Source organism: Rhodococcus sp. MEB032, from assembly GCF_030208925.1.
Classification (GTDB): Bacteria; Actinomycetota; Actinomycetes; order Mycobacteriales; family Mycobacteriaceae; genus Rhodococcus_F; species Rhodococcus_F qingshengii.
Genome location: NZ_JARVSY010000015.1, coordinates 125,868 through 144,397 on the forward strand (window position 1 = coordinate 125,868; position 18,530 = coordinate 144,397).

Here is an 18,530-nt window from a genome sequence, read left to right on the forward strand (position 1 = left end):
TCTGGTCACAGCGCACCGTCCTCCGACCCGACCAGCAGTCGGAACAAGACAGCCATGCGCATGTGTACGCCGTTGGTAACCTGTTGCAGTACAGCAGTTTTGGAGGAATCGGCAACGGCGGATGCAATCTCCATGCCGCGCAGCATCGGGCCGGGGTGCAGGACCACCGCGTGATCGGCCAGCATCGCCAGCCGCTTCTCGGACAGGCCGTAGTTGATCGAGTACTCGCGCTGCGACGGGAAGAAGCCACCGTTCATGCGTTCGGCCTGAACCCGCAGCATCAGCACCGCGTCGAGTCCGGGCAGTTCCGCGTCGAGCGAATGCGAGACCGTGACCGGCCACGTGCGCGCACCGACCGGCAGCAGTGTCGGCGGCGCAACAAGAACAACCTCGGCACCGAGCATCGAGAGCAGCAGTGCGTTGGAGCGGGCGACACGGCTGTGCAGGATGTCGCCGACGATGGCGATCCGCTTGCCCTCGATGTCGCCGAGACGCTGGCGAAGGGTCAAAGCGTCGAGAAGCGCCTGAGTGGGGTGCTCGTGCGTGCCGTCACCTGCGTTGATGACTGCCGGGCCACCGTCGTCGGCCGCTCCGGTCCACTTTGCGATCTGGTGGGCGGCGCCCGAAGCCGGGTGGCGCACGATGAGTGCGTCGGCACCGGCCGCGCGCAGGGTCATCGCGGTATCGCGCAGGGATTCACCTTTGGACACCGAGGAACTGGATGCGCTGACATTGATGACGTCGGCACTCATCCATTTGCCTGCCACCTCGAAAGACACCCGGGTGCGCGTCGAGTTCTCGAAGAACACCGTCATGACCGTGCGTCCGCGCAGCGTCGGGAGCTTGCGTACCTCTCGTCCCAGAAGTGCCTGCTCGAACCGTTCTGCCTCGTCGAGAAGTTCTACCGCGGACTCACGATCGAGGTCCGCGATGGAAAGTAGGTGCTTCACGCGCTCTTACCCCCGGAGATGACTACCGCTTCCCTGCCGTCGTGCTCCTGGAGGAGAACCTTGACGTCCTCGGACCTCGCGGTCGGGACGTTCTTGCCGACGTAGTCGGCGCGCAGCGGGAGTTCGCGGTGACCACGATCCACGAGCACTGCGAGTTGGACCGCGCGGGGGCGGCCCAGATCGCGCAACGCGTCAAGTGCCGAGCGCACGGTGCGACCGGAGAAGAGGACGTCGTCCACGAGAACGACCAGCGCATTGTCGACGCCACCTTCGGGGACGGACGTGCGCTCGAGCGGGCGGTGCGGCTTGTTCCGGAGATCGTCGCGGTAGAGGGTGATGTCGAGAGATCCGATGGGAAGACGCACACCGGAGAATTCTTCGATCTTGGCGCGCAGTCGCGTGGCGAGGGTGGTTCCACGCGTCGGGATCCCGATCAGGACCACACGAGGGGCAGTTCCCTCGGGTCCGTCGAGTGCGGTCTTCTCGATGATCTCGTGAGCGATCCGCGCGATGGTCCGGCCCACATCCTGGGCGGACAACAATTCGCGGGTTTCGCTACCTGCCTCGGCACCGACCGGCGCCTTCGAGTTACCTGGACCTGCAAGATCGGATGGGCGAGACCCTTCGGGTACGCTCATGCAGCGACCTCCTTCTCCGCCTCACTGGACGGATCGTTAAAGGATGTCTGACGGTCCCCACCCTATCAGCCGACAGACCTGATCCCGCCGTGCGAGCAGCGACTCCGACCGGTTGTGTGCAGACACACAACGCGCTCGGTGACACTCGCACGGCGGTGGTGGAACAAAACTTGCTACTCGGTACCCGAATCCGATTCCTGCGCGCGCTGGGAGGTCGCGGCCGCAGCCGATCGAACCTGCGGCGCAACGAGAACGACCTGGCCGAGGATTCCGTTGACGAATCCCGGAGAGTCGTCCGTCGAGAGCTGCTTCGCGAGTTCGACGGCCTCGTCCACGGCGACAACCGGCGGAACGTCCGTCGCGTGGAAGAGCTCCCACACGGCGATACGCAGAATCGCACGGTCGACGGCGGGCAGACGCTCGAGCGTCCAGTCCTGCAGATGCGAGGAGATGACCTGATCGATCCGGTCCAGATTCTCCGCAACGCCGGACACCAACGTGACGGTGTAGGCCGCGACGGGTGCTACCGCGTCGTCCTTGACGGACAGATCGGAACGCTCCGACGCCAGTGCGACCGGATCGAGGTCACGTGCCTCGGCTTCGAAGAGGAAGTCGACGGCACGCTTGCGCGCCTTGTGGCGTGCACCGAGTTTCTTATGTGTGCCGGACACTCAGGAATTCACACGCCCGAGGTAGTTGCCGTCACGAGAATCGACCTTGAGCTTGTCACCGGTGTTGATGAAGAGCGGGACGTTGATCTCGGCACCGGTCTCGAGGGTGGCAGGCTTGGTGCCGCCGGTGGAGCGGTCGCCCTGCAGGCCCGGATCGGTGTGCTTGACGACGAGCTCGACGGTGACCGGAAGCTCGACGAAGAGGGGAACGTCTTCGTGGGTCGCGACCTGGACTGCCATGTTCTCGAGCAGGAAACGCGACTGGTCGCCGACGGTGGATTCGCTGATCGACACCTGGTCGTAGGTGTCGCCGTCCATGAAGATGTAGTCGCTGCCGTCGTGGTACAGGTACGTCATGTCACGACGGTCGACCGTGGCGGTCTCGACCTTCACACCGGCGTTGAACGTCTTGTCCACTACCTTGCCCGAGAGCACGTTCTTGAGCTTGGTGCGCACGAAGGCAGGGCCCTTGCCGGGCTTGACGTGCTGGAACTCGATGATCGTCCACAGCTGGCCTTCGATCTGCAGAACCAGACCATTCTTGAAATCACTGGTGGAAGCCACTTGCTTCGCGTCTCCTAGGGGTCGGGAAACCGTCTCAGACGACGGTAAGGTCTTTTGCGGTCAGTGTGAGCAGCTCTGGCCCCTGCTCACGAACAACGAGCGTGTCCTCGATCCGTACACCTCCGCGCCCGGAGAAGTACACGCCCGGCTCGACGGTCACCGCCGCGCCGGAAAGAAGTGTACCGGTGCCGAGCTTGCCGATCCCCGGTGCTTCGTGGATTTCGAGCCCCACACCGTGGCCGAGGCCGTGCAGGAACAACTCGCCGTAGCCTGCATCGTCGATCACCGCACGGGCGACGGCGTCGACTGCCGCACATTCGACACCCGGCGCGAGCGCGTCGCAACCGGCAGCTTGCGAACGCGCGACGAGCTCGTAAATCTCCCGTTGCCAATCGGAAACGGACTCGAGCACGTAGGTCCGTGTCATGTCCGAGTGGTACCCACCGACCTGGGCGCCGAAGTCGAGTTTGACGAAGTCACCCGACGCCAGGATCGCGTCGGTCGGTCGGTGATGCGGAATCGCCGAGTTGGCGCCGGCCGCCACGATCGTCTCGAAGGAAATACCGTCCGCCCCGTTGTCGAGCATCAGATTTTCCAGCTCGCGGCCGACCTCTCGTTCCGTTCGGCCAGGTCGCAGGCCACCGCGAGCGATCAACTGCGCCAACGCGACATCGGCTGCGGTGCACGCGGCTCGCAACAACTCCACCTCGTACTCGTCCTTGACCATGCGCAATTGTTCGACGAGTCCGCTCACCGGTTCGAACCGGATCTTCGGCGCTGCTTCGGTCCAAGCCCGATGTTCGGCGAACGTCGCCACATGTGACTCGAACGCGAGAACGGGCGCCGTGGACTTCTCGATCAAGTGCGCAGCACTCGAACGGGCGATTTCGGCCCGAAGGTCCGGCACCTGCTCTGACACCTGCGTCACGTAGCGGCCGTCGGTGCATATCACCGTCTCACGCTCGTCGGACGCTGAATCCGATGCACTGACGACGAGCGCCGCATTGGAACCGGTGAAACCGGTGAGGTATCTGATGTTGAGGAGATCTGTGACGAGAATCGCGTCGAGTTCGCGCTCCGAGAGGAGGCGTCTGAGGGATTCACGGCGTGTTCTGAAGTCGACCGGCATCCCTCGAACCTACCGCCCGCGCAGACCTGCCGATCAACTCGAAACTCGCGGTTACAGCAATAACTGTGGGTTAGGCCACAAGGTGTAATGGGTTCTAGTTAGGCTGTACCCATGAATGCGTGGTTGGTACGTGGCCTCGGCATGGCCCTGATACATGTTGTGTTTCGTGCGTTGCTCGGTGCAGCGATCGCACAGTGGCCACTTCAGGGGTCCACCCTGCGCTGGCTGTCCCTGTTGATCGTCATCGTCTTCGCCGCGATCTGGGGTGGTATCGACGGCATTCGTGACCGCCGGAACTTCCCCGAACCCGAGGACGGCGCCGATCTGACCATGCTGTGGCTCAAGGCCGCATTGGTCGGCGGGTTCGTCGCCGGCGCTGCCAGCTGGGCACTCAGCCTCGTCCCCTCCCTCGAACTCACCCAGCAGGGCTTGTTCTTCGAGGTGACCTCCGGTGCGGCGTTCACGATCCTTCTCATCTTCGTCCCCGCCATGATCGCCATCACCGTCGGACGCTTCTTCGTCAGCCGTGAACAGCGCAAGAACGGAACAGCTCCGCAGACCCCGTCCCACGAGCGTCACCACGAACCGGTGCCCGTCAGCGAGGGCTACGACTCCCCCACCGAGCAGCACGCATACAGCGGAGCCGCGATGTCCGTCGAGGAATCCGACGCCGATACCGCGGTCTTCCCGGCGATCGATCTGGGCAAGCGCGAGCAGTAACGCCCACCGTCCACACAACCGAATGCGGCCCCGAGGATATTTTCCTCGGGGCCGCATTCGTGTGGCTGTTTTTTCGACTTCCCTCGTTCAGCCTCGCTCGGCGAGGAACCTGATCGCCAGCGGATACGCGGCGACGCCGAGTCCGACGATCACTCCGGTCGCAATCGGACTCAGGTAGGAGTGGTGCCGAAACTCTTCTCGCGCATGAACGTTCGAGATGTGTACCTCGACGAGACCTGCGGTCAGTTCGGCGCATGCATCTCGCAGGACCACCGACGTGTGCGTCAAGCCACCGGCATTGAGGATCACCGGTTCCCCCGCGTCCGCCGCGTCGTGGATCCAACCGAGCAGATCGCCTTCGTGATCGCTCTGACGGACGATCACCTCGACGCCGAGCTCCTTGCCTGCCGCGACGCACAATTCGATCAGATCGTCGTGTGTGGTCGCGCCGTAGACCTCGGGCTGACGCTTACCCAGACGCCCCAGATTGGGTCCGTTGACGACGTTGATCCTCACAACAGGACCGTTCCGCCGGCCGGCCGCGCATCGCGGGCAATCGCGGAGTACGCCGCAACCAGCAGACTCGGATCCGGCCCCTCGAGGCGACCCGGCTTGGCCAGTCCGTCGAGGACCACGAAACGCAGCAGCCCGGCACGGTTCTTCTTGTCGGTCTGCATTCCCTTCATCAGATCGCCGAACGCATCACCGTCGTACGACGTCGGCAGCCCGACGAGATCGAGGATCGACTTGTGACGATCCGCGGTGGCGTCGTCGAGTCGGCCCGCGAGCCGTCCGAGTTCGGCAGCGAAGACCAGGCCGACGGAGACAGCGGCACCGTGGCGCCACTTGTAGCGCTCACGACGTTCGATCGCGTGGCCGAGGGTGTGGCCGTAGTTGAGGATTTCGCGCAGATCCGACTCACGCAGATCCGCGGCCACGACCTTGGCCTTGACCTCTACGGAGCGCCGAATCAACTCGGGCAGAACAGTTCCCGACGGATCGAGAGCTGCCTTGGGATCGGCTTCGATGAGATCCAGGATCACCGGGTCGGCGATGAATCCGGTCTTGATGACCTCGGCCATGCCGGCAACGATCTCGTTGTGCGGCACAGTCTCGAGCGTCGCGAGATCGATGAACACCGCTCCCGGTTCGTGGAACGAACCGACGAGGTTCTTGCCCGCTTCGGTGTTGATACCGGTCTTGCCGCCCACTGCTGCGTCGACCATCGCGAGCAAGGTGGTGGGGACGTGAACTACCTTGACACCGCGCATCCACGTAGCCGCGACGAAGCCGGTGAGGTCGGTCGCCGCTCCCCCGCCCAAACTCATGATCGCGTCGCTGCGAGTCAGGCCGATCCGGCCGAGCACGTCCCAGCAGAAGCCCGCGACAGCAAGATCCTTGCCGTCCTCGGCATCGGGGATCTCGATACGGTGGGCGTCGATTCCCTTCTCCGCCAACGCAGCCCGTACGGCCTCCGCGGTCTCTGCCAGCGGCGGCTGATGGAAGATCGCGACAGTGCGCGCGCCGTCGAACTCGGCAACGAGATCACCGAGCAGGCCGCGGCCGATCACGACCGGGTAAGGACTTGCGGTCTTCACCTCTACACGTACGGGTTCGGTCACTGCTCCACTACTCCGCTCCGGTTGTTCATTTGTCTTGAAGTTTCGACACCAGTTGCCCGACGACACGCGCCGGACTTCGGCCGTCGGTCCGAATCCGAATCGTGGCCGAACGCCGGTACAGCGGACGACGACGCCTCATCAACTCCTGGTACTTGACCTTGGGATCTCCGCCGGCCAGCAGCGGGCGATGATTGTTCGCCCCAGTGCGGCGAAGCCCTTCGGCGACACTGATCTCGAGGTAGATGACCGTGTGCCCCTGGAGCAGTTCGCGCGTGCGATCGGAGAGGATCGCACCACCGCCGAGCGAGACGATTCCGTCGGTGGCCTGCAACGCTTCGCGAACCACCGATTCCTCGATCTCACGAAACCGAGGCTCTCCGTCATGGGTGAAGATCTCCGGGATCGTCCTACCCGTGGTCCGTTCGATCTCGGCGTCGGTATCGACCAATTCGAGTTCGAGTGCCTGCGCGAGACGTCGACCGATGGTCGATTTGCCGGCACCGGGCGGACCGATGAGTACAGCCTTCGGCTTCATCGATACGTGAGTCCTATCGAGGCGGTCGGGCTGCGATGCCCTCGGCGTAACGACGGTAGTTGGCAGTGGTTTCAGCAATGGAATCACCACCGAACTTTTCGAGTGCGGCCTGAGCCACGACGAGCGCAACCATCGACTCGGCGACGACGCCGGCAGCCGGAACCGCGCACACGTCGCTGCGCTGGTGGATGGCAACCGCTTCCTCGCCGCTCTCCATGTCGACCGTCGCCAGAGCGCGCGGAACCGTCGAGATCGGCTTCATCGCGGCGCGAACTCGAAGAGCCTCACCATTGGTCATGCCACCTTCGATACCGCCTGCGCGGTTCGTGGAGCGCACGATGCCGTCCGGGCCCGGGCGGATTTCGTCGTGAGCTTCGCTGCCACGACGGCGCGCGGTCTCGAAGCCGTCGCCGACCTCGACACCCTTGATGGCCTGAATTCCCATGAGAGCAGCAGCAAGTCGTGAATCGAGACGCTCGGCGCCGCTGACGAAAGTGCCGAGTCCGACCGGCAGGCCGTGGATGACGACCTCCACGACGCCACCGAGGGTGTCGCCGTCCTTCTTCGCCGATTCGATTTCGGCGATCATCGACTCTTCTGCAGCCTTGTCGAATGCGCGGACCGGGCTCGCGTCGATCGCGTCGAGATCCTTGCCCTCCGGCACGGGTCCGACGTACGGCTCGGAAGCACCGATGGAAATAACGTGTGAAACGACCTCGGCACCGAATACCTGACGCAGGAAGGACCGTGCGACGGTTCCAGCGGCCACGCGGGCTGCGGTCTCGCGAGCGCTGGCGCGCTCGAGGACGGGACGCGCATCGTTGAAGCCGTACTTGAGCATGCCGCTGTAATCGGCGTGTCCGGGACGCGGGCGCGTCAACGGGGCATTGCGAGCCTGATCGGCGAGCAGGTCCGGGTCGACCGGGTCGGCGGACATGATGGTTTCCCACTTGGGCCACTCGGTGTTGCCGATCTCGATGGCCACGGGGCCACCGAGCGTAAATCCGTGGCGGACACCGCCGATGATGGTGACCTTGTCGGCCTCGAACTTCATCCGTGCGCCACGGCCGTAACCGAGTCGACGACGGGCAAGTTCCGACGAGATGGCCTCAGAGGTCACTTCGACCCCCGCGACCATGCCCTCGAGCATCGCGACGAGGGCGGGACCATGGGATTCTCCGGCAGTTATCCAACGCAGCACGCCGACCATCTTTCCACGTCGCAGACCTCAGTTGTCACAGTGGTCCTCCCGGTGAACACAGATGGCCCACACGCACGAGGCGTGTGGGCCATCTCAGAGGTACCTGTGGGTCTAGAACAGGCGGAATCCTCCACCGTTTGCGTTGATGTCAGCCAAACCGATGTTGATGTCCGCCGAGTTGTCGGGAGCGTGGAACGGCGGCGGAAGCGGCTCGAAGCAGTACGGTTCGAAACCGTTGCTGATCAAGCCCACCAGGCGGTCACCGACGACGAGCGGTCCACCGGAATCACCGGGAATCGAGCACGTGTGCTCGACGATCTCACCGTAGACGGAGTCGTAACCCCAGGTGATACCGCACGTGTTGCCGGTCGAACGGCCTTCCTTGCACACGATCGTGCCCGGTGCCGGCGGGGCGCCGATTCCGTTGATCGTCGTGCCGCCGACGGTACGCAGCGGAGCTACCTTGGCGTCGTCGAGATCGATCACGGCGATGTCCGAGACCGGACTCGAGTAAGAGAACCGACCGATGGGTCCGGCCTCGGGCAGGTACTCGGCGAACACCCGGTCCCCGACAACTCCGCAGTGTCCGGCGGTGAGTGCCACGAGAGAACCGGCGTTGTCATAGCCGACCGCGGTCAACGTGCATGCTGCAACTCGGTCAGGATCGGAGTGATCCACGTCCGGCAGCAGGATTCCTGAGCCCCCGCCCAGTGCCACCGATGAAGGTGCAGGCGCGGCGCCGGCGACGCCCGCTCCTGCAGCCACAGCCGCCAAACAGGCTGCCGCAGCGACGAAAAGCCTTGTGCGCATAGGTTCCCCCGATAATCGAGTGCGAAACGAGATTCGTTTTGTCCCATTTCCGAAATATCAGTGAACGACAGTGTGTGGACATTCGGCAAGTCCGACTCGCCGCATACTGGGACCGCGCGCCTACGATGCCCGAACATATGAAACCGACGGTTACGTCTTTCCCGCAGATCACGGTCCGTCGTTGAATCCTCAATGATGCGAGCTTTTTTCGTGAACGTTGCGCTCGTCACGTCAGCCAGGCAAACGCAATCGAACCGCAGGCTGCCAGGCACATCGAGGGCCCGTGCGCAATGGGCGAATTGTGAGCTACCGACCCTCGTCGTCGCAGTTCCAGCGCGGTGCCCAGCGTTGCGGTGAGCACCGACGCGGAGATCAACGACCACAGCCAGGCGTCCGCTCCCACCAATCCGGTCACGGCGCCCAGAGGAAGAGAGAGCTTCACATCGCCGACACCCATGGAACCAGGCGAGATCACGTGCGCCAGGAGGTGGATTCCGGCGAGCAGTGCCGATCCCACCGCGGCCGCCCACACCGTTCCCGACACCGTTGCGTAGATCATCACGACGGCGTAGCCAGGCAAGGTGAAACTGTTGGGCAGCCGGCGGACAGCCAGGTCGACAGTCGAGATCGCGACGCACCACCACACCACGGCGAGACCGGAAAGCAACTGCACCACCGAGGTATTCAGCGCACCGACGACAACCCAGCCTGTTGCGACGGCGCACTGCGGCACCCAACAGAGAGTCACGACTGGTCGACAACCGTGTCGCCTCAACCAACTGTCGACGATCGCCCGAGCACCGAAACCAGCGACTACCCCAGCGCCTGCCAAGACCACCAACGTCCACATGGTTCGAGCTTGGCGTCTGGCGTTCACCAGCGGCAGACTACGAATCGTGTTGTGGACTACCTCAACACTGTGAACGCAGCTAGGCGATAGCGGCTGCCATCGCCTCTCGCGGAGCGGGCTTGCCCGTGAACTGCTCTACCTGACCGAAGGCCTGATTGAGCAACATCTCGAGACCACCGATCACCGTGCCACCAGCCGCCTCGACAGCCGAAGCGAGTGGCGTCGGCCAGGGGTTGTAGATCGCGTCGAGAACAAATCGCGCCTTCCCCAATTGCTGAGCAGAGGGCGCTGCCGCTTCTGCGGGAACGGTGCTGACCAAGACCGAGGATTCGGCGCAGATCCCACCGAGTCGTACGTCGTCGAAGGCGACCAGATCAATGTCCAACCCGACAGCACCGCCGCATTCGATGGCACCGGATGCTCGCCCCGGATCACGCGCGACCACGGTGACTGTCCGAACGCCCATGTCGGCCAACGCGACCAATGCCGGCCGCGCGGTGCCTCCCGCGCCGACAACTACCGCCGAAGTGCCGCTGAGATCGCCGACGCCGCCGGCGATCAACGCACCGCTGACTCCGTCGACGTCCGTGCAGTCCGCACGCCAACCGCCGTCGATGCGAACCAGGGTGTTGGCCGAGCCGATGGTCACTGCTCGCCGTGTGCGTTCGGTGGCATATTCGAGTGCTGCGATCTTGCCCGGCATCGTCACGGAGAGGCCGACCCATTCGGGACCGAGCGAGTCCACGAGGGCAGGCAACTGCTCGCCGGTGCATTCGATCCGCTCGTAGGTCCAATCGCTCAGACCTAAAGCCTCGTACGCAGCAAGATGAAGCAACGGCGACTTCGAGTGAGCGATCGGGCTTCCGAGAACTGCCGCCTTACGCGGCGTCGCGAGCGAAGTCGCGGTACTACCGTCCACTGTCGAGAATCCCACTTTGCTGTGCCAGTTCGATGTTGGCCAGATGCTCCTCGTAGCTCTTGGTGAAGAGCGTCTGGCCTTCCTTGTTGATCGTGACGAAGTACAACCAGTCACCGGCCGCGGGCGATTCCACGGCCTTCAGCGCGTCGATGCTCGGCGAAGCGATGGGCGTTGCAGGCAGACCGGGCATTGCGTACGTGTTCCACGGCGTGACGCGCTCACGGTCGGCATCCGTGGTTGCGACCTCGGTGGTGTCGAGTGAGTAGTTGACCGTGGAGTCGAACTGCAGCGGCTGATCGACTGCGAGCCGGTTGACGATCACCCGCGCGACCTTGGCCATGTCAGCGGGCAACGCCTCACGCTCGACCAGCGACGCTGCCACCAACAACTGGTACGGCGACATTCCGACGCCGCTGCCGGCTGTCAGGATCCCCGTGGCCTCGTATTTGGCGGCGCTGCCCTCGACCAACGACCGCAGGATCTCGGTGGGCGTCGCAGTGGGATCGAAATCCCAACTGCTGGCGGCGATCAGGCCTTCGAGCTGACGGTCCTTGTCCGGCACGCTCTTGACCGACGACATCGCCCAATCGGGCACGCCGAGCGAAGCCAGATCGGAAGATGCTCCCGCAGTGTTCAATTCGTCTGTCGAGACACACTTCTGAGCGGAAACCGGGCCGACACAACTCGCCTCGGAAATCAGGTTGTAGATGCCCTTCTTGAGCGAGCCGGTCTGCGCGTCCGAACTGTCGTGCAGCTGACGACCCTCGGCGATGACAACACTGCCGACTCGGGAGTCCGGGGCAACCAAGGTGTCGAGTGCGCTCGCGGCGCTACTCTGCACCGGCACCTGGTAGAAGCCTGGTTGCACCTTCTGGATCTCCGACGGATTGGCGATCGCGGCGTTGTAGAAAGCAGCCGAACTCGCGACGACATTCTTCGCTTCCAGCGTCGCACCGATCTCCGATGCGGTTTCTCCGCTGTTGATCTGGATGACTACGGGCGCGCCGCCCGGGCCGGCAAAATCCTCCGCGGTCTTGTTGCGATCCATGTACCAGAGAGCGCCGTATGCACCGACACCGAGGACTGCGATCACCAACACCAGCAGGGCGAGAACGCCGACCTTCTTGCCACGCTTGGCGCGCTTGTTGCGCGCTTCGCGTTGCTTGCGTGCCTCGGCTCGCGACATATGCGGCGGATCGATGTTCTGCGGCAGTGCACGCATGACCATGGTCTCGTCGTTGTCGAAGTCGAACGAACTGGTGGGCCGGCTTCCGCCGCCCTCATCCCACCGCGCGTTCACAGATCGCCCTCCAGTGCAGCGTCCTTCGACGACTCCCCTGGTTTCACAGCTCTACTCCGCTCGTCCAGCCAGCCTTGCAGGATTTCCACCGCCGCAGCCTGATCGATCATCGGTCGCTGACCGCGTGCCTTGACTCCACTTTCGCGGAGATTGCGCGCAGCCGTGACGGTCGTCAGTCGTTCGTCGGACAGTCTCACCGGGATCGGTTCGACGGCCCGCTGCAGTCGTTTGGCGAATGCAGTCGCGATACCGGCGGCTTTACCTTGCTCACCGCGCAGCGTCTGTGGCAGTCCGACGATAACCTCAACCGCCTCGTATTCGGACACGATGGCGATAATGCGCCGGATATCCGGCGCGTCGGGCCCACGCTCCTTCGAGCGTGGAACCGTTTCCACCGGTGTCGCGAGGATGCCGTCGGGGTCGCTGGACGCGACGCCGATGCGAACACTGCCCACGTCGATGGCGATGCGCCGCCCGCGACCAGGGTCGTCGATGCCGGGGCGATCGGGACCCTGTTGCGTAGCCACCACCGTCAGCTGCCGCCCGCCAGCTCTCCGACTCTGTCCCGGATCGCATCGAGCGCCGCCGGGATTCCTGCGGAGTCCGAACCCGAACCCTGGGCCATGTCGGGCTTTCCGCCGCCGCGGCCACCGATCTTGGGACCGAACGACGCGACCAGCTCGCCGGCCTTCACACCGAGACCTTGAGCTGCCTTGCTCGAGGCGACCACGAACGGAACCTTGCCGTCGACGTCACCGAGCAGAGCTACGACGGCAGGTTCGGAGCCAAGGCGACCCTTGATGTCCGTGACGAGGCTGCGCAGGTCGTTTCCGCCGACTCCGGCGGGAGCAGGCTCGGCGATGACGAGGACACTGCCGATGCGCTTGGCCTTGGCGACGTACTCGCCTGCCGACGCCAGCACAGCCTTGGCCTTTGTCTGCTCGAGTTCCTTCTCGGCCACCTTGAGTCGCTCGACGAGCGCCTCGACGCGGGCGGGCACCTCTTCCGAAGGAACCTTCAGCGAGGAGGAGAGTCCGGCCAGGAGCGCGCGTTCCTTGGCGAGGTAGCGGTAGGAGTCCAAACCGACGTACGCCTCGACGCGTCGGATTCCGGAGCCGACCGACTGCTCACCGAGCAGCGTGACCTGACCGATCTGTGCGGAGCTTCCGACGTGAGTGCCACCGCACAGTTCCATCGAGAACGGGCCGCCGATTTCGACGACGCGAACCTCGTCGCCGTAGTTCTCACCGAAGAGTGCCATCGCACCCATCGCCTTGGCCTTGTCGAGATCCGTGACAAATGTGTTGACCGCGTAGTTCGACGCCACGGCTTCGTTGGTGAGTGCCTCGATGTCCTGCTTCTGGGAGTCGGACAGCGCGCCCTGCCACGAGAAGTCGAAGCGGAGGTAACCCGGCTTGTTGAGCGAGCCTGCCTGCACCGCGTTGGGGCCGAGCACCTGACGCAGCGCAGCGTGCACCATGTGGGTGCCGGAGTGCCCCTGGGTTGCGCCCTTGCGCCACTCGGCGTCGACGTGCGCGAGTACGACGTCGCCCTCGGTGATCTCGCCCTTCTGCACCGTCACCTTGTGCGTCCAGACCTTCTTGGCGATCTTCTGTACGTCGTTGACCTTGGCTTCGAGGCCCGGAGCGGTGAGCGAACCGATGTCGGCGATCTGTCCACCGGACTCTGCGTAGAGCGGGCTTCGGTCGAGGATGACCTCGACGTCCTGACCGGCCCTCGCTACCGGGACACGGACGCCGTCGACGATCAGTGCGAGGACGTGAGCCTCGGAGACGAGCTCGTCGAAACCGGTGAACTCGGTGGCGCCTCGGTCGAGCAGTTCCTTGTAGACCGTGAGGTCGGCGTGGGCGTGCTTACGAGCCTGAGCGTCGTCCTTGGCGCGCTTGCGCTGCTCGGCCATGAGCGTGCGGAAGCCGTCCTCGTCCACGGTGAGACCGGCCTCGGACGCCATCTCGAGCGTGAGGTCGATCGGGAAGCCGTAGGTGTCGTGCAGTGCAAACGCCTGATCGCCGGCGATGACCGACTTTCCGGACGACTTGACCGTCTCGGCAGCATTCTCGAACAGAGCAGAACCCGAAGCCAGCGTCTTGAGGAACGCGGTCTCCTCGCCGACGGCAACGTTCTCGATGCGCGTGAAGTCGGTTTCCAGAACCGGGTACGACGGCGCCATCGTGTCGCGGACGACGATCATGAACTCGCGCATGGTGGGCTGCTCGCTGCCGAGCAGTTTGGCCGAACGCACGATGCGACGCAGCAACCGGCGCAGGACGTAGCCGCGGCCGTAGTTGCCGGGGTTCACACCGTCGGCGATCAACATCGCTGCGGTGCGTGCGTGGTCGGCGATGACGCGGAAACGGACGTCTGAAGTGTGGTCGGTCCCGTAGACACTGCCGGTCAGTTCGGCGGCCTTGTCGATGACGGGGCGGAGAAGATCTGTCTCGTAGACGTTTTCGACGCCCTGCAGGAGGAACGCAACGCGCTCGACGCCCATGCCGGTGTCGATGTTCTTCTTCGGCAACGGTCCGAGGATCGGGTAGTCGCCCTTGTTGGTGCCCTCGCCGCGCTCGTTCTGCATGAACACGAGGTTCCAGATCTCGATGTAGCGATCCTCGTCGGCTTCGGGGCCACCCTCGACGCCGTATTCGGCGCCGCGGTCGTAGAAGATCTCCGAGCAGGGGCCGCACGGCCCGGGAATGCCCATGGACCAGTAGTTGTCCTTCATGCCGCGGCGCTGGATGCGCTCTTCGGGCACTCCTACCTCGTCGCGCCAGATCGAGAATGCTTCGTCGTCGTCGAGGTAGACGGTGGCCCACAGGCGCGTGGGATCGATGCCGTATCCGCCGTCCTCGACCGAACCTGTCAGCAACTGCCAGGCGTGGGAGATGGCTTCCTTCTTGAAGTAGTCACCGAAGGAGAAGTTGCCCGCCATCTGGAAGAAGGTGTTGTGGCGGGTGGTGATGCCGACCTCTTCGATGTCCAGGGTGCGGACGCACTTCTGCACGGACGTCGCCCGTGAGTAGGACGGCGTCTGCTGCCCGAGGAAGAACGGCACGAACGGAACCATGCCCGCGTTGACGAACAGAAGGTTCGGGTCGTCGAGAATCAGCGAGGCGCTGGGCACCTCGGTGTGGCCGGCCTTGACGAAGTGGTCGAGGAATCGCCTGCGGATCTCGTGGGTTTGCACTAACCGGTCCTTACCTTCAAGAGCGTCGAGCTATGGGTGTCCAGACTAACGCGTCGGCCGGTGGAACCTGGCAGGCGTCAGCCACGAACTATTCGGCGAAGTTTGCTCACCCGATCGGCGATCTCCCGCTCGTTGCCGTGCGCGGTGGGCTGGTAATAGTCGACACCCACCAGATCGTCCGGTGGATACTGTTGCCGCAGAACACCATCACGTGTGTCGTGCGGGTACTTGTATCCGACTGCGTTGCCCAATTGCTCGGCGCCCTTGTAGTGCCCGTCACGCAGGTGCGGCGGTACCAGTCCGGATTTTCCGGCGGCCACGTCGGCCATGGCCGCGCCGAGTGCGGCGATGACCGCACCCGATTTGGGAGCCGTCGCCAGATGAATGGTGGCCTGTGCCAGCGCCAGACGAGCCTCCGGCATACCGATCAGCTGCACTGCCTGCGCCGCGGCGGTGGCAGTCTGCAGCGCCATCGGATCAGCCATGCCGATGTCTTCGCTGGCGTGAACCACCAGACGCCGTGCGATGAAGCGAGGGTCTTCGCCCGCGGTCAGCATCCGCGCGAGGTAGTGCAGGGCGGCGTCGACGTCTGATCCACGAACGCTCTTGATGAATGCACTGATGACGTCGTAGTGCTGATCTCCGGCACGGTCGTACCGAACCGCGGCCTTGTCGACACTTGCCTCGACGGTCGCGAGGTCGAGCACCACCGGGCCCGAAGCGTCACCTGCGGTGTCCAGTGCAGCCCCGGCGGCAGCCTCGAGTGCCGTCAGGGCTCGGCGGGCGTCGCCGGCCGCCAGACGAACGAGGTGTTCCATCGCGTCGTCGTCGATCGTGATCGCTCCGCCGAACCCGCGTTCGTCGGCGACAGCGCGCTCGAGCAGTTCCTGGACATCCGCAGCGGTGAGCGATTGCAGTTGCAGGACCAACGAGCGCGACAACAGAGCGGAGACGACCGAGAACGACGGGTTCTCGGTGGTCGCGCCGACCAAGAGCACGATGCGGTTCTCGACCGCGGCGAGCAAGGCGTCCTGCTGGGTCTTGGAGAAGCGATGAACTTCGTCGATGAACAAGACGGTTTGTTCGCCGTTCAGCAGGCGGCGGCGCGCGAGTTCGATGACACCGCGGACTTCTTTGACTCCGGCGGACAGAGCCGACAGAGCCTCGAACCGGCGGCCGGTAGCACCCGAGATCAACGATGCGAGCGTGGTCTTGCCGGTGCCGGGAGGTCCGTACAGAAGTACCGATGCGGCGCCGGACCCCTCGACCATTCTGCGGAGTGGCGCGCCGGGCCCGAGTAAGTGCTGTTGGCCGACAACTTCACCAAGAGTGAGCGGACGCATGCGGACAGCCAGAGGAGCACCGGGCGGCACCGAGGACAGGGCGCGCTCGGCTACAGACACGACATCTGGTTCGTCGACGATCGCGGATTCCTCCGGAGTTGCCTCGAACAGGCCGTCTTCCGCCACCACGCCGTCTTTCGCCCCCACACTGTCTTCCGCTTGCCAATCGCTCACGAATCGACGCTACTAGAGACCACCGACGCCCGACACAATCCGCTGTTCCGCCAGCCCTCACCCAGTCGTGAATCCGCATTGGATAGCGTTGTCGCCATGAGCACCTCCGAGATCGCCACCGTCCTCGCGTGGCACGATGCACTCAACTCCCAAGACGTCGACACTCTGCTGCAGTTGTCGAGTGACGACATCGAGGTAGGCGGCCCCAAGGGCGCGAGCCAGGGACTCGCTGCCCTGCGCGAGTGGGCCACCAACGCCGGCATCACGCTCGTCCCCGGAAAGATGTACGTCCACCACGGCGTGGTCGTCGTCGAACAGACCGCAACGTGGGCAGCCGAACCGGACAAGTCCGCGACCCTGGCCTCTGCTTTCCGAGTCGTGGCCGACCAGGTGACGTCGACGTTCCGGCATCCCGATCTGGCGACGGCGCTCGCGGCGACGGACCTGTCCGAGAACGATCTGGTCTCCGACAACTGAGCGGACTCGACCGAGAAAGGGCGCTCGTGCTTCGTGCACGGGCGCCCTTCTGTGTGTGATCGGTCAGGGCCTCAGCTGAACTCGGTCCGCAGCGCCGCCACGACGTCGCGGGCGTGTGCCTCGACGGCGGCGTTGCCGGCGAGCTGAGCCGAGCGTGCGAGCCTGGCCCAGCGTCCGACCAGTGCGTCGGCGCGTGGAATCGAGAGATAATGTTCGCGGACGGCGGCGATACGCGAATGATCCTCGGGCAGGTACAGATAGGTACTGAGCCAGACCCAGATGAGTTGGGCCTCGACGATCCGGCGGCCCAATTCGGCCTCGTCGGCCAGGGCGGGCCACATCCCCACTACCTCGGCCCGCCAGGCATCGACCATCGCCGACGCCCGCTCTTCGGTCAGGTCGATGTTGCACAGGCAACCGGGGAAAGACACCAACGCGTAGGTGATGTCGAGGAGGGCATCGCGGTAGCCACCCCACTCGTAGTCGAGGAACTGCACGCCGTCGTCGTTGACAATTATGTTGTCGGGGCACAGGTCCGACGGACTGAAGGCACGGAACCGGCCACCGCTGAACAGTGTCTGCGCATGCTGAACCTGCTCGAGAATGTCCGAACTCACATCGATGCCGAGACTTTCCACCAGCATCGCGGGAACACCGGCCACGGCACGTCCCACCTGATCCGCAACTTCATCGGAGCAATGGGCAACCTCGGCTCGACGCAGCAGTGCGGTGAAGTCGTCCTCCCGGCCGACGGTCGCGGCGTGCATGCGTCCCATTGCCTGAGCCATGGCCATCAACGTGTAAGTGACGGTGTCCGGGTCGGAGTCTTCGAGTCGGACGCTGATTGCGGTGGCGTCGCCGAGATCACTCAGGATCAGGAGGCGAGCATCGAGGTCGGACGCCAACAGTTCGGCGCCGGGGCGTGCGTCCTTGGCAAGCGCGTTGGCGAACTGATACGACACCGCTTCACGAAGGAATGCGGTCTCGACGTCGAAGTCACCTTCGGACGCGGCCGGGAGCGCAATCGCTGTTTTGGTAGCTCCCTGGAAGTTGTCGCGGACCTGCTTGATCACCAAAGTTCGGGGCAGGGAGAACGGGTTCTCGGCGACACGAACGCGCAGCACGACGGTGCGGCCACTCCCCCCGAGATCTACGGGATCCACCAGGGTTACGGGTGCCCCTGTGCGGCGTGTCAGCAACTGCTCAGCAGCTGCGACGACTTCGGAAACGGGGTCTGCCAGTAATGCGGTCATCACCGACCAACTTACCCGTTAGTGACTCCGATCATGCCCAGCTCGTCCGCTCGCAGCGGAGAATTCAAGGCCTCACAGCAACAGAAATTGCCGACTACCTGCGGCGATGACAAAAGTCCCCAATCGCCACACCGGCACACAGTTCTCTCGAGAATTTTGCTGTCGGTGA

Annotated in this window: 19 protein-coding genes; 2 read left to right on the plus strand and 17 right to left on the minus strand. The window is 64.2% G+C overall.

Annotated elements, in window-relative coordinates; translation table 11 throughout:
• Positions 1-5: 5 nt before the first annotated feature.
• The 5 genes from QRN54_RS17490 to QRN54_RS17510 all read right to left on the minus strand — a co-directional run bounded on the left by QRN54_RS17490 (position 6) and on the right by QRN54_RS17510 (position 3,952).
• The gene (locus QRN54_RS17490) at positions 6-950 is read right to left on the minus strand and encodes an aspartate carbamoyltransferase catalytic subunit (RefSeq protein ID WP_285182638.1); all 945 of its coding nucleotides are present in this window, start codon (positions 948-950) and stop codon (positions 6-8) included.
• Positions 947-1,588 (minus strand): bifunctional pyr operon transcriptional regulator/uracil phosphoribosyltransferase PyrR, encoded by a 642-nt coding sequence (pyrR, locus tag QRN54_RS17495; RefSeq protein ID WP_003944977.1) that lies wholly within the window; start codon positions 1,586-1,588, stop codon positions 947-949. Before pyrR ends, QRN54_RS17490 begins: the two co-directional genes overlap by 4 nt.
• A gap of 173 nt (positions 1,589-1,761) precedes the next feature.
• Complete coding sequence (gene nusB, locus QRN54_RS17500) at positions 1,762-2,259, minus strand: transcription antitermination factor NusB (RefSeq protein ID WP_007728014.1); 498 nt, start codon at positions 2,257-2,259, stop codon at positions 1,762-1,764.
• Entirely contained in the window at positions 2,260-2,823 is a 564-nt protein-coding gene (gene efp, locus QRN54_RS17505) for an elongation factor P (RefSeq protein ID WP_003944958.1), read from the minus strand. It lies immediately after the preceding gene.
• Between the two features lie 34 nt (positions 2,824-2,857).
• Positions 2,858-3,952: a M24 family metallopeptidase gene (locus QRN54_RS17510; RefSeq protein ID WP_003944812.1), complete on the minus strand. Its 1,095-nt coding sequence runs from the start codon at positions 3,950-3,952 to the stop codon at positions 2,858-2,860.
• Positions 3,953-4,063: 111 nt separating this feature from the next.
• Between QRN54_RS17510 and QRN54_RS17515 the strand changes: the two genes are divergently transcribed.
• A complete protein-coding gene (locus QRN54_RS17515; RefSeq protein ID WP_019748369.1) occupies positions 4,064-4,672 on the plus strand; it encodes a B-4DMT family transporter in 609 nt (202 codons plus the stop codon).
• Between the two features lie 87 nt (positions 4,673-4,759).
• Here the strand turns inward: QRN54_RS17515 and aroQ are convergent, their stop codons facing one another.
• From aroQ to QRN54_RS17570, 11 genes are all read right to left on the minus strand, one after another.
• Positions 4,760-5,188: a type II 3-dehydroquinate dehydratase gene (gene aroQ, locus QRN54_RS17520; RefSeq protein ID WP_003944916.1), complete on the minus strand. Its 429-nt coding sequence runs from the start codon at positions 5,186-5,188 to the stop codon at positions 4,760-4,762.
• Positions 5,185-6,294, minus strand: coding sequence for a 3-dehydroquinate synthase (gene aroB / locus QRN54_RS17525; protein ID WP_003944873.1), 1,110 nt, complete (start codon positions 6,292-6,294; stop codon positions 5,185-5,187). The genes aroQ and aroB overlap by 4 nt, the downstream gene beginning before the upstream one ends.
• A 25-nt stretch (positions 6,295-6,319) precedes the next feature.
• Complete coding sequence (locus QRN54_RS17530) at positions 6,320-6,829, minus strand: shikimate kinase (RefSeq protein ID WP_030536425.1); 510 nt, start codon at positions 6,827-6,829, stop codon at positions 6,320-6,322.
• A 13-nt stretch (positions 6,830-6,842) separates the two neighbouring features.
• Entirely contained in the window at positions 6,843-8,030 is a 1,188-nt protein-coding gene (gene aroC / locus QRN54_RS17535) for a chorismate synthase (RefSeq protein ID WP_003944974.1), read from the minus strand.
• Positions 8,031-8,141: 111 nt separating this feature from the next.
• A complete protein-coding gene (locus QRN54_RS17540) occupies positions 8,142-8,840 on the minus strand; it encodes a S1 family peptidase (RefSeq protein WP_285182645.1) in 699 nt (232 codons plus the stop codon).
• Positions 8,841-9,066: 226 nt separating this feature from the next.
• The gene (locus tag QRN54_RS17545) at positions 9,067-9,717 is read right to left on the minus strand and encodes a prepilin peptidase (RefSeq protein ID WP_285182650.1); all 651 of its coding nucleotides are present in this window, start codon (positions 9,715-9,717) and stop codon (positions 9,067-9,069) included.
• Between the two features lie 52 nt (positions 9,718-9,769).
• Positions 9,770-10,609 (minus strand): shikimate dehydrogenase, encoded by an 840-nt coding sequence (locus QRN54_RS17550; protein WP_285182652.1) that lies wholly within the window; start codon positions 10,607-10,609, stop codon positions 9,770-9,772.
• The gene (gene mltG, locus QRN54_RS17555) at positions 10,599-11,909 is read right to left on the minus strand and encodes an endolytic transglycosylase MltG (RefSeq protein WP_003945033.1); all 1,311 of its coding nucleotides are present in this window, start codon (positions 11,907-11,909) and stop codon (positions 10,599-10,601) included. The genes QRN54_RS17550 and mltG overlap by 11 nt, the downstream gene beginning before the upstream one ends.
• Positions 11,906-12,439: a Holliday junction resolvase RuvX gene (ruvX, locus tag QRN54_RS17560; protein ID WP_003944838.1), complete on the minus strand. Its 534-nt coding sequence runs from the start codon at positions 12,437-12,439 to the stop codon at positions 11,906-11,908. The genes mltG and ruvX overlap by 4 nt, the downstream gene beginning before the upstream one ends.
• Positions 12,440-12,441: 2 nt before the next feature.
• Positions 12,442-15,114 (minus strand): alanine--tRNA ligase, encoded by a 2,673-nt coding sequence (gene alaS, locus QRN54_RS17565; RefSeq protein ID WP_064688265.1) that lies wholly within the window; start codon positions 15,112-15,114, stop codon positions 12,442-12,444.
• A gap of 77 nt (positions 15,115-15,191) precedes the next feature.
• Positions 15,192-16,604 (minus strand): replication-associated recombination protein A, encoded by a 1,413-nt coding sequence (locus QRN54_RS17570; protein WP_502944059.1) that lies wholly within the window; start codon positions 16,602-16,604, stop codon positions 15,192-15,194.
• A gap of 123 nt (positions 16,605-16,727) precedes the next feature.
• Here QRN54_RS17570 and QRN54_RS17575 point away from each other — a divergent pair, with 123 nt between their 5' ends.
• Positions 16,728-17,108 carry a nuclear transport factor 2 family protein gene (locus QRN54_RS17575; RefSeq protein ID WP_003944973.1) on the plus strand — a complete coding sequence of 127 codons (381 nt, stop codon included), beginning with the start codon at positions 16,728-16,730 and terminating at the stop codon, positions 17,106-17,108.
• Between the two features lie 71 nt (positions 17,109-17,179).
• Here the strand turns inward: QRN54_RS17575 and QRN54_RS17580 are convergent, their stop codons facing one another.
• On the minus strand, positions 17,180-18,361 hold the full coding sequence (locus QRN54_RS17580; protein ID WP_047270379.1) for a protein kinase family protein: 1,182 nt from the start codon (positions 18,359-18,361) through the stop codon (positions 17,180-17,182).
• Positions 18,362-18,530 lie beyond the last annotated feature (169 nt).

Coding starts and splice junctions, on each gene's coding strand:
- QRN54_RS17580 (WP_047270379.1), bottom strand. CDS start 18,361: ATGACCGCATTACTGGCAGACCCCGTTTCCGAAGTCGTCGCAGCTGCT.
- QRN54_RS17510 (WP_003944812.1), bottom strand. CDS start 3,952: ATGCCGGTCGACTTCAGAACACGCCGTGAATCCCTCAGACGCCTCCTC.
- QRN54_RS17575 (WP_003944973.1), top strand. CDS start 16,728: ATGAGCACCTCCGAGATCGCCACCGTCCTCGCGTGGCACGATGCACTC.
- QRN54_RS17540 (WP_285182645.1), bottom strand. CDS start 8,840: ATGCGCACAAGGCTTTTCGTCGCTGCGGCAGCCTGTTTGGCGGCTGTG.
- QRN54_RS17515 (WP_019748369.1), top strand. CDS start 4,064: ATGAATGCGTGGTTGGTACGTGGCCTCGGCATGGCCCTGATACATGTT.
- pyrR (WP_003944977.1), bottom strand. CDS start 1,588: ATGAGCGTACCCGAAGGGTCTCGCCCATCCGATCTTGCAGGTCCAGGT.
- QRN54_RS17530 (WP_030536425.1), bottom strand. CDS start 6,829: ATGAAGCCGAAGGCTGTACTCATCGGTCCGCCCGGTGCCGGCAAATCG.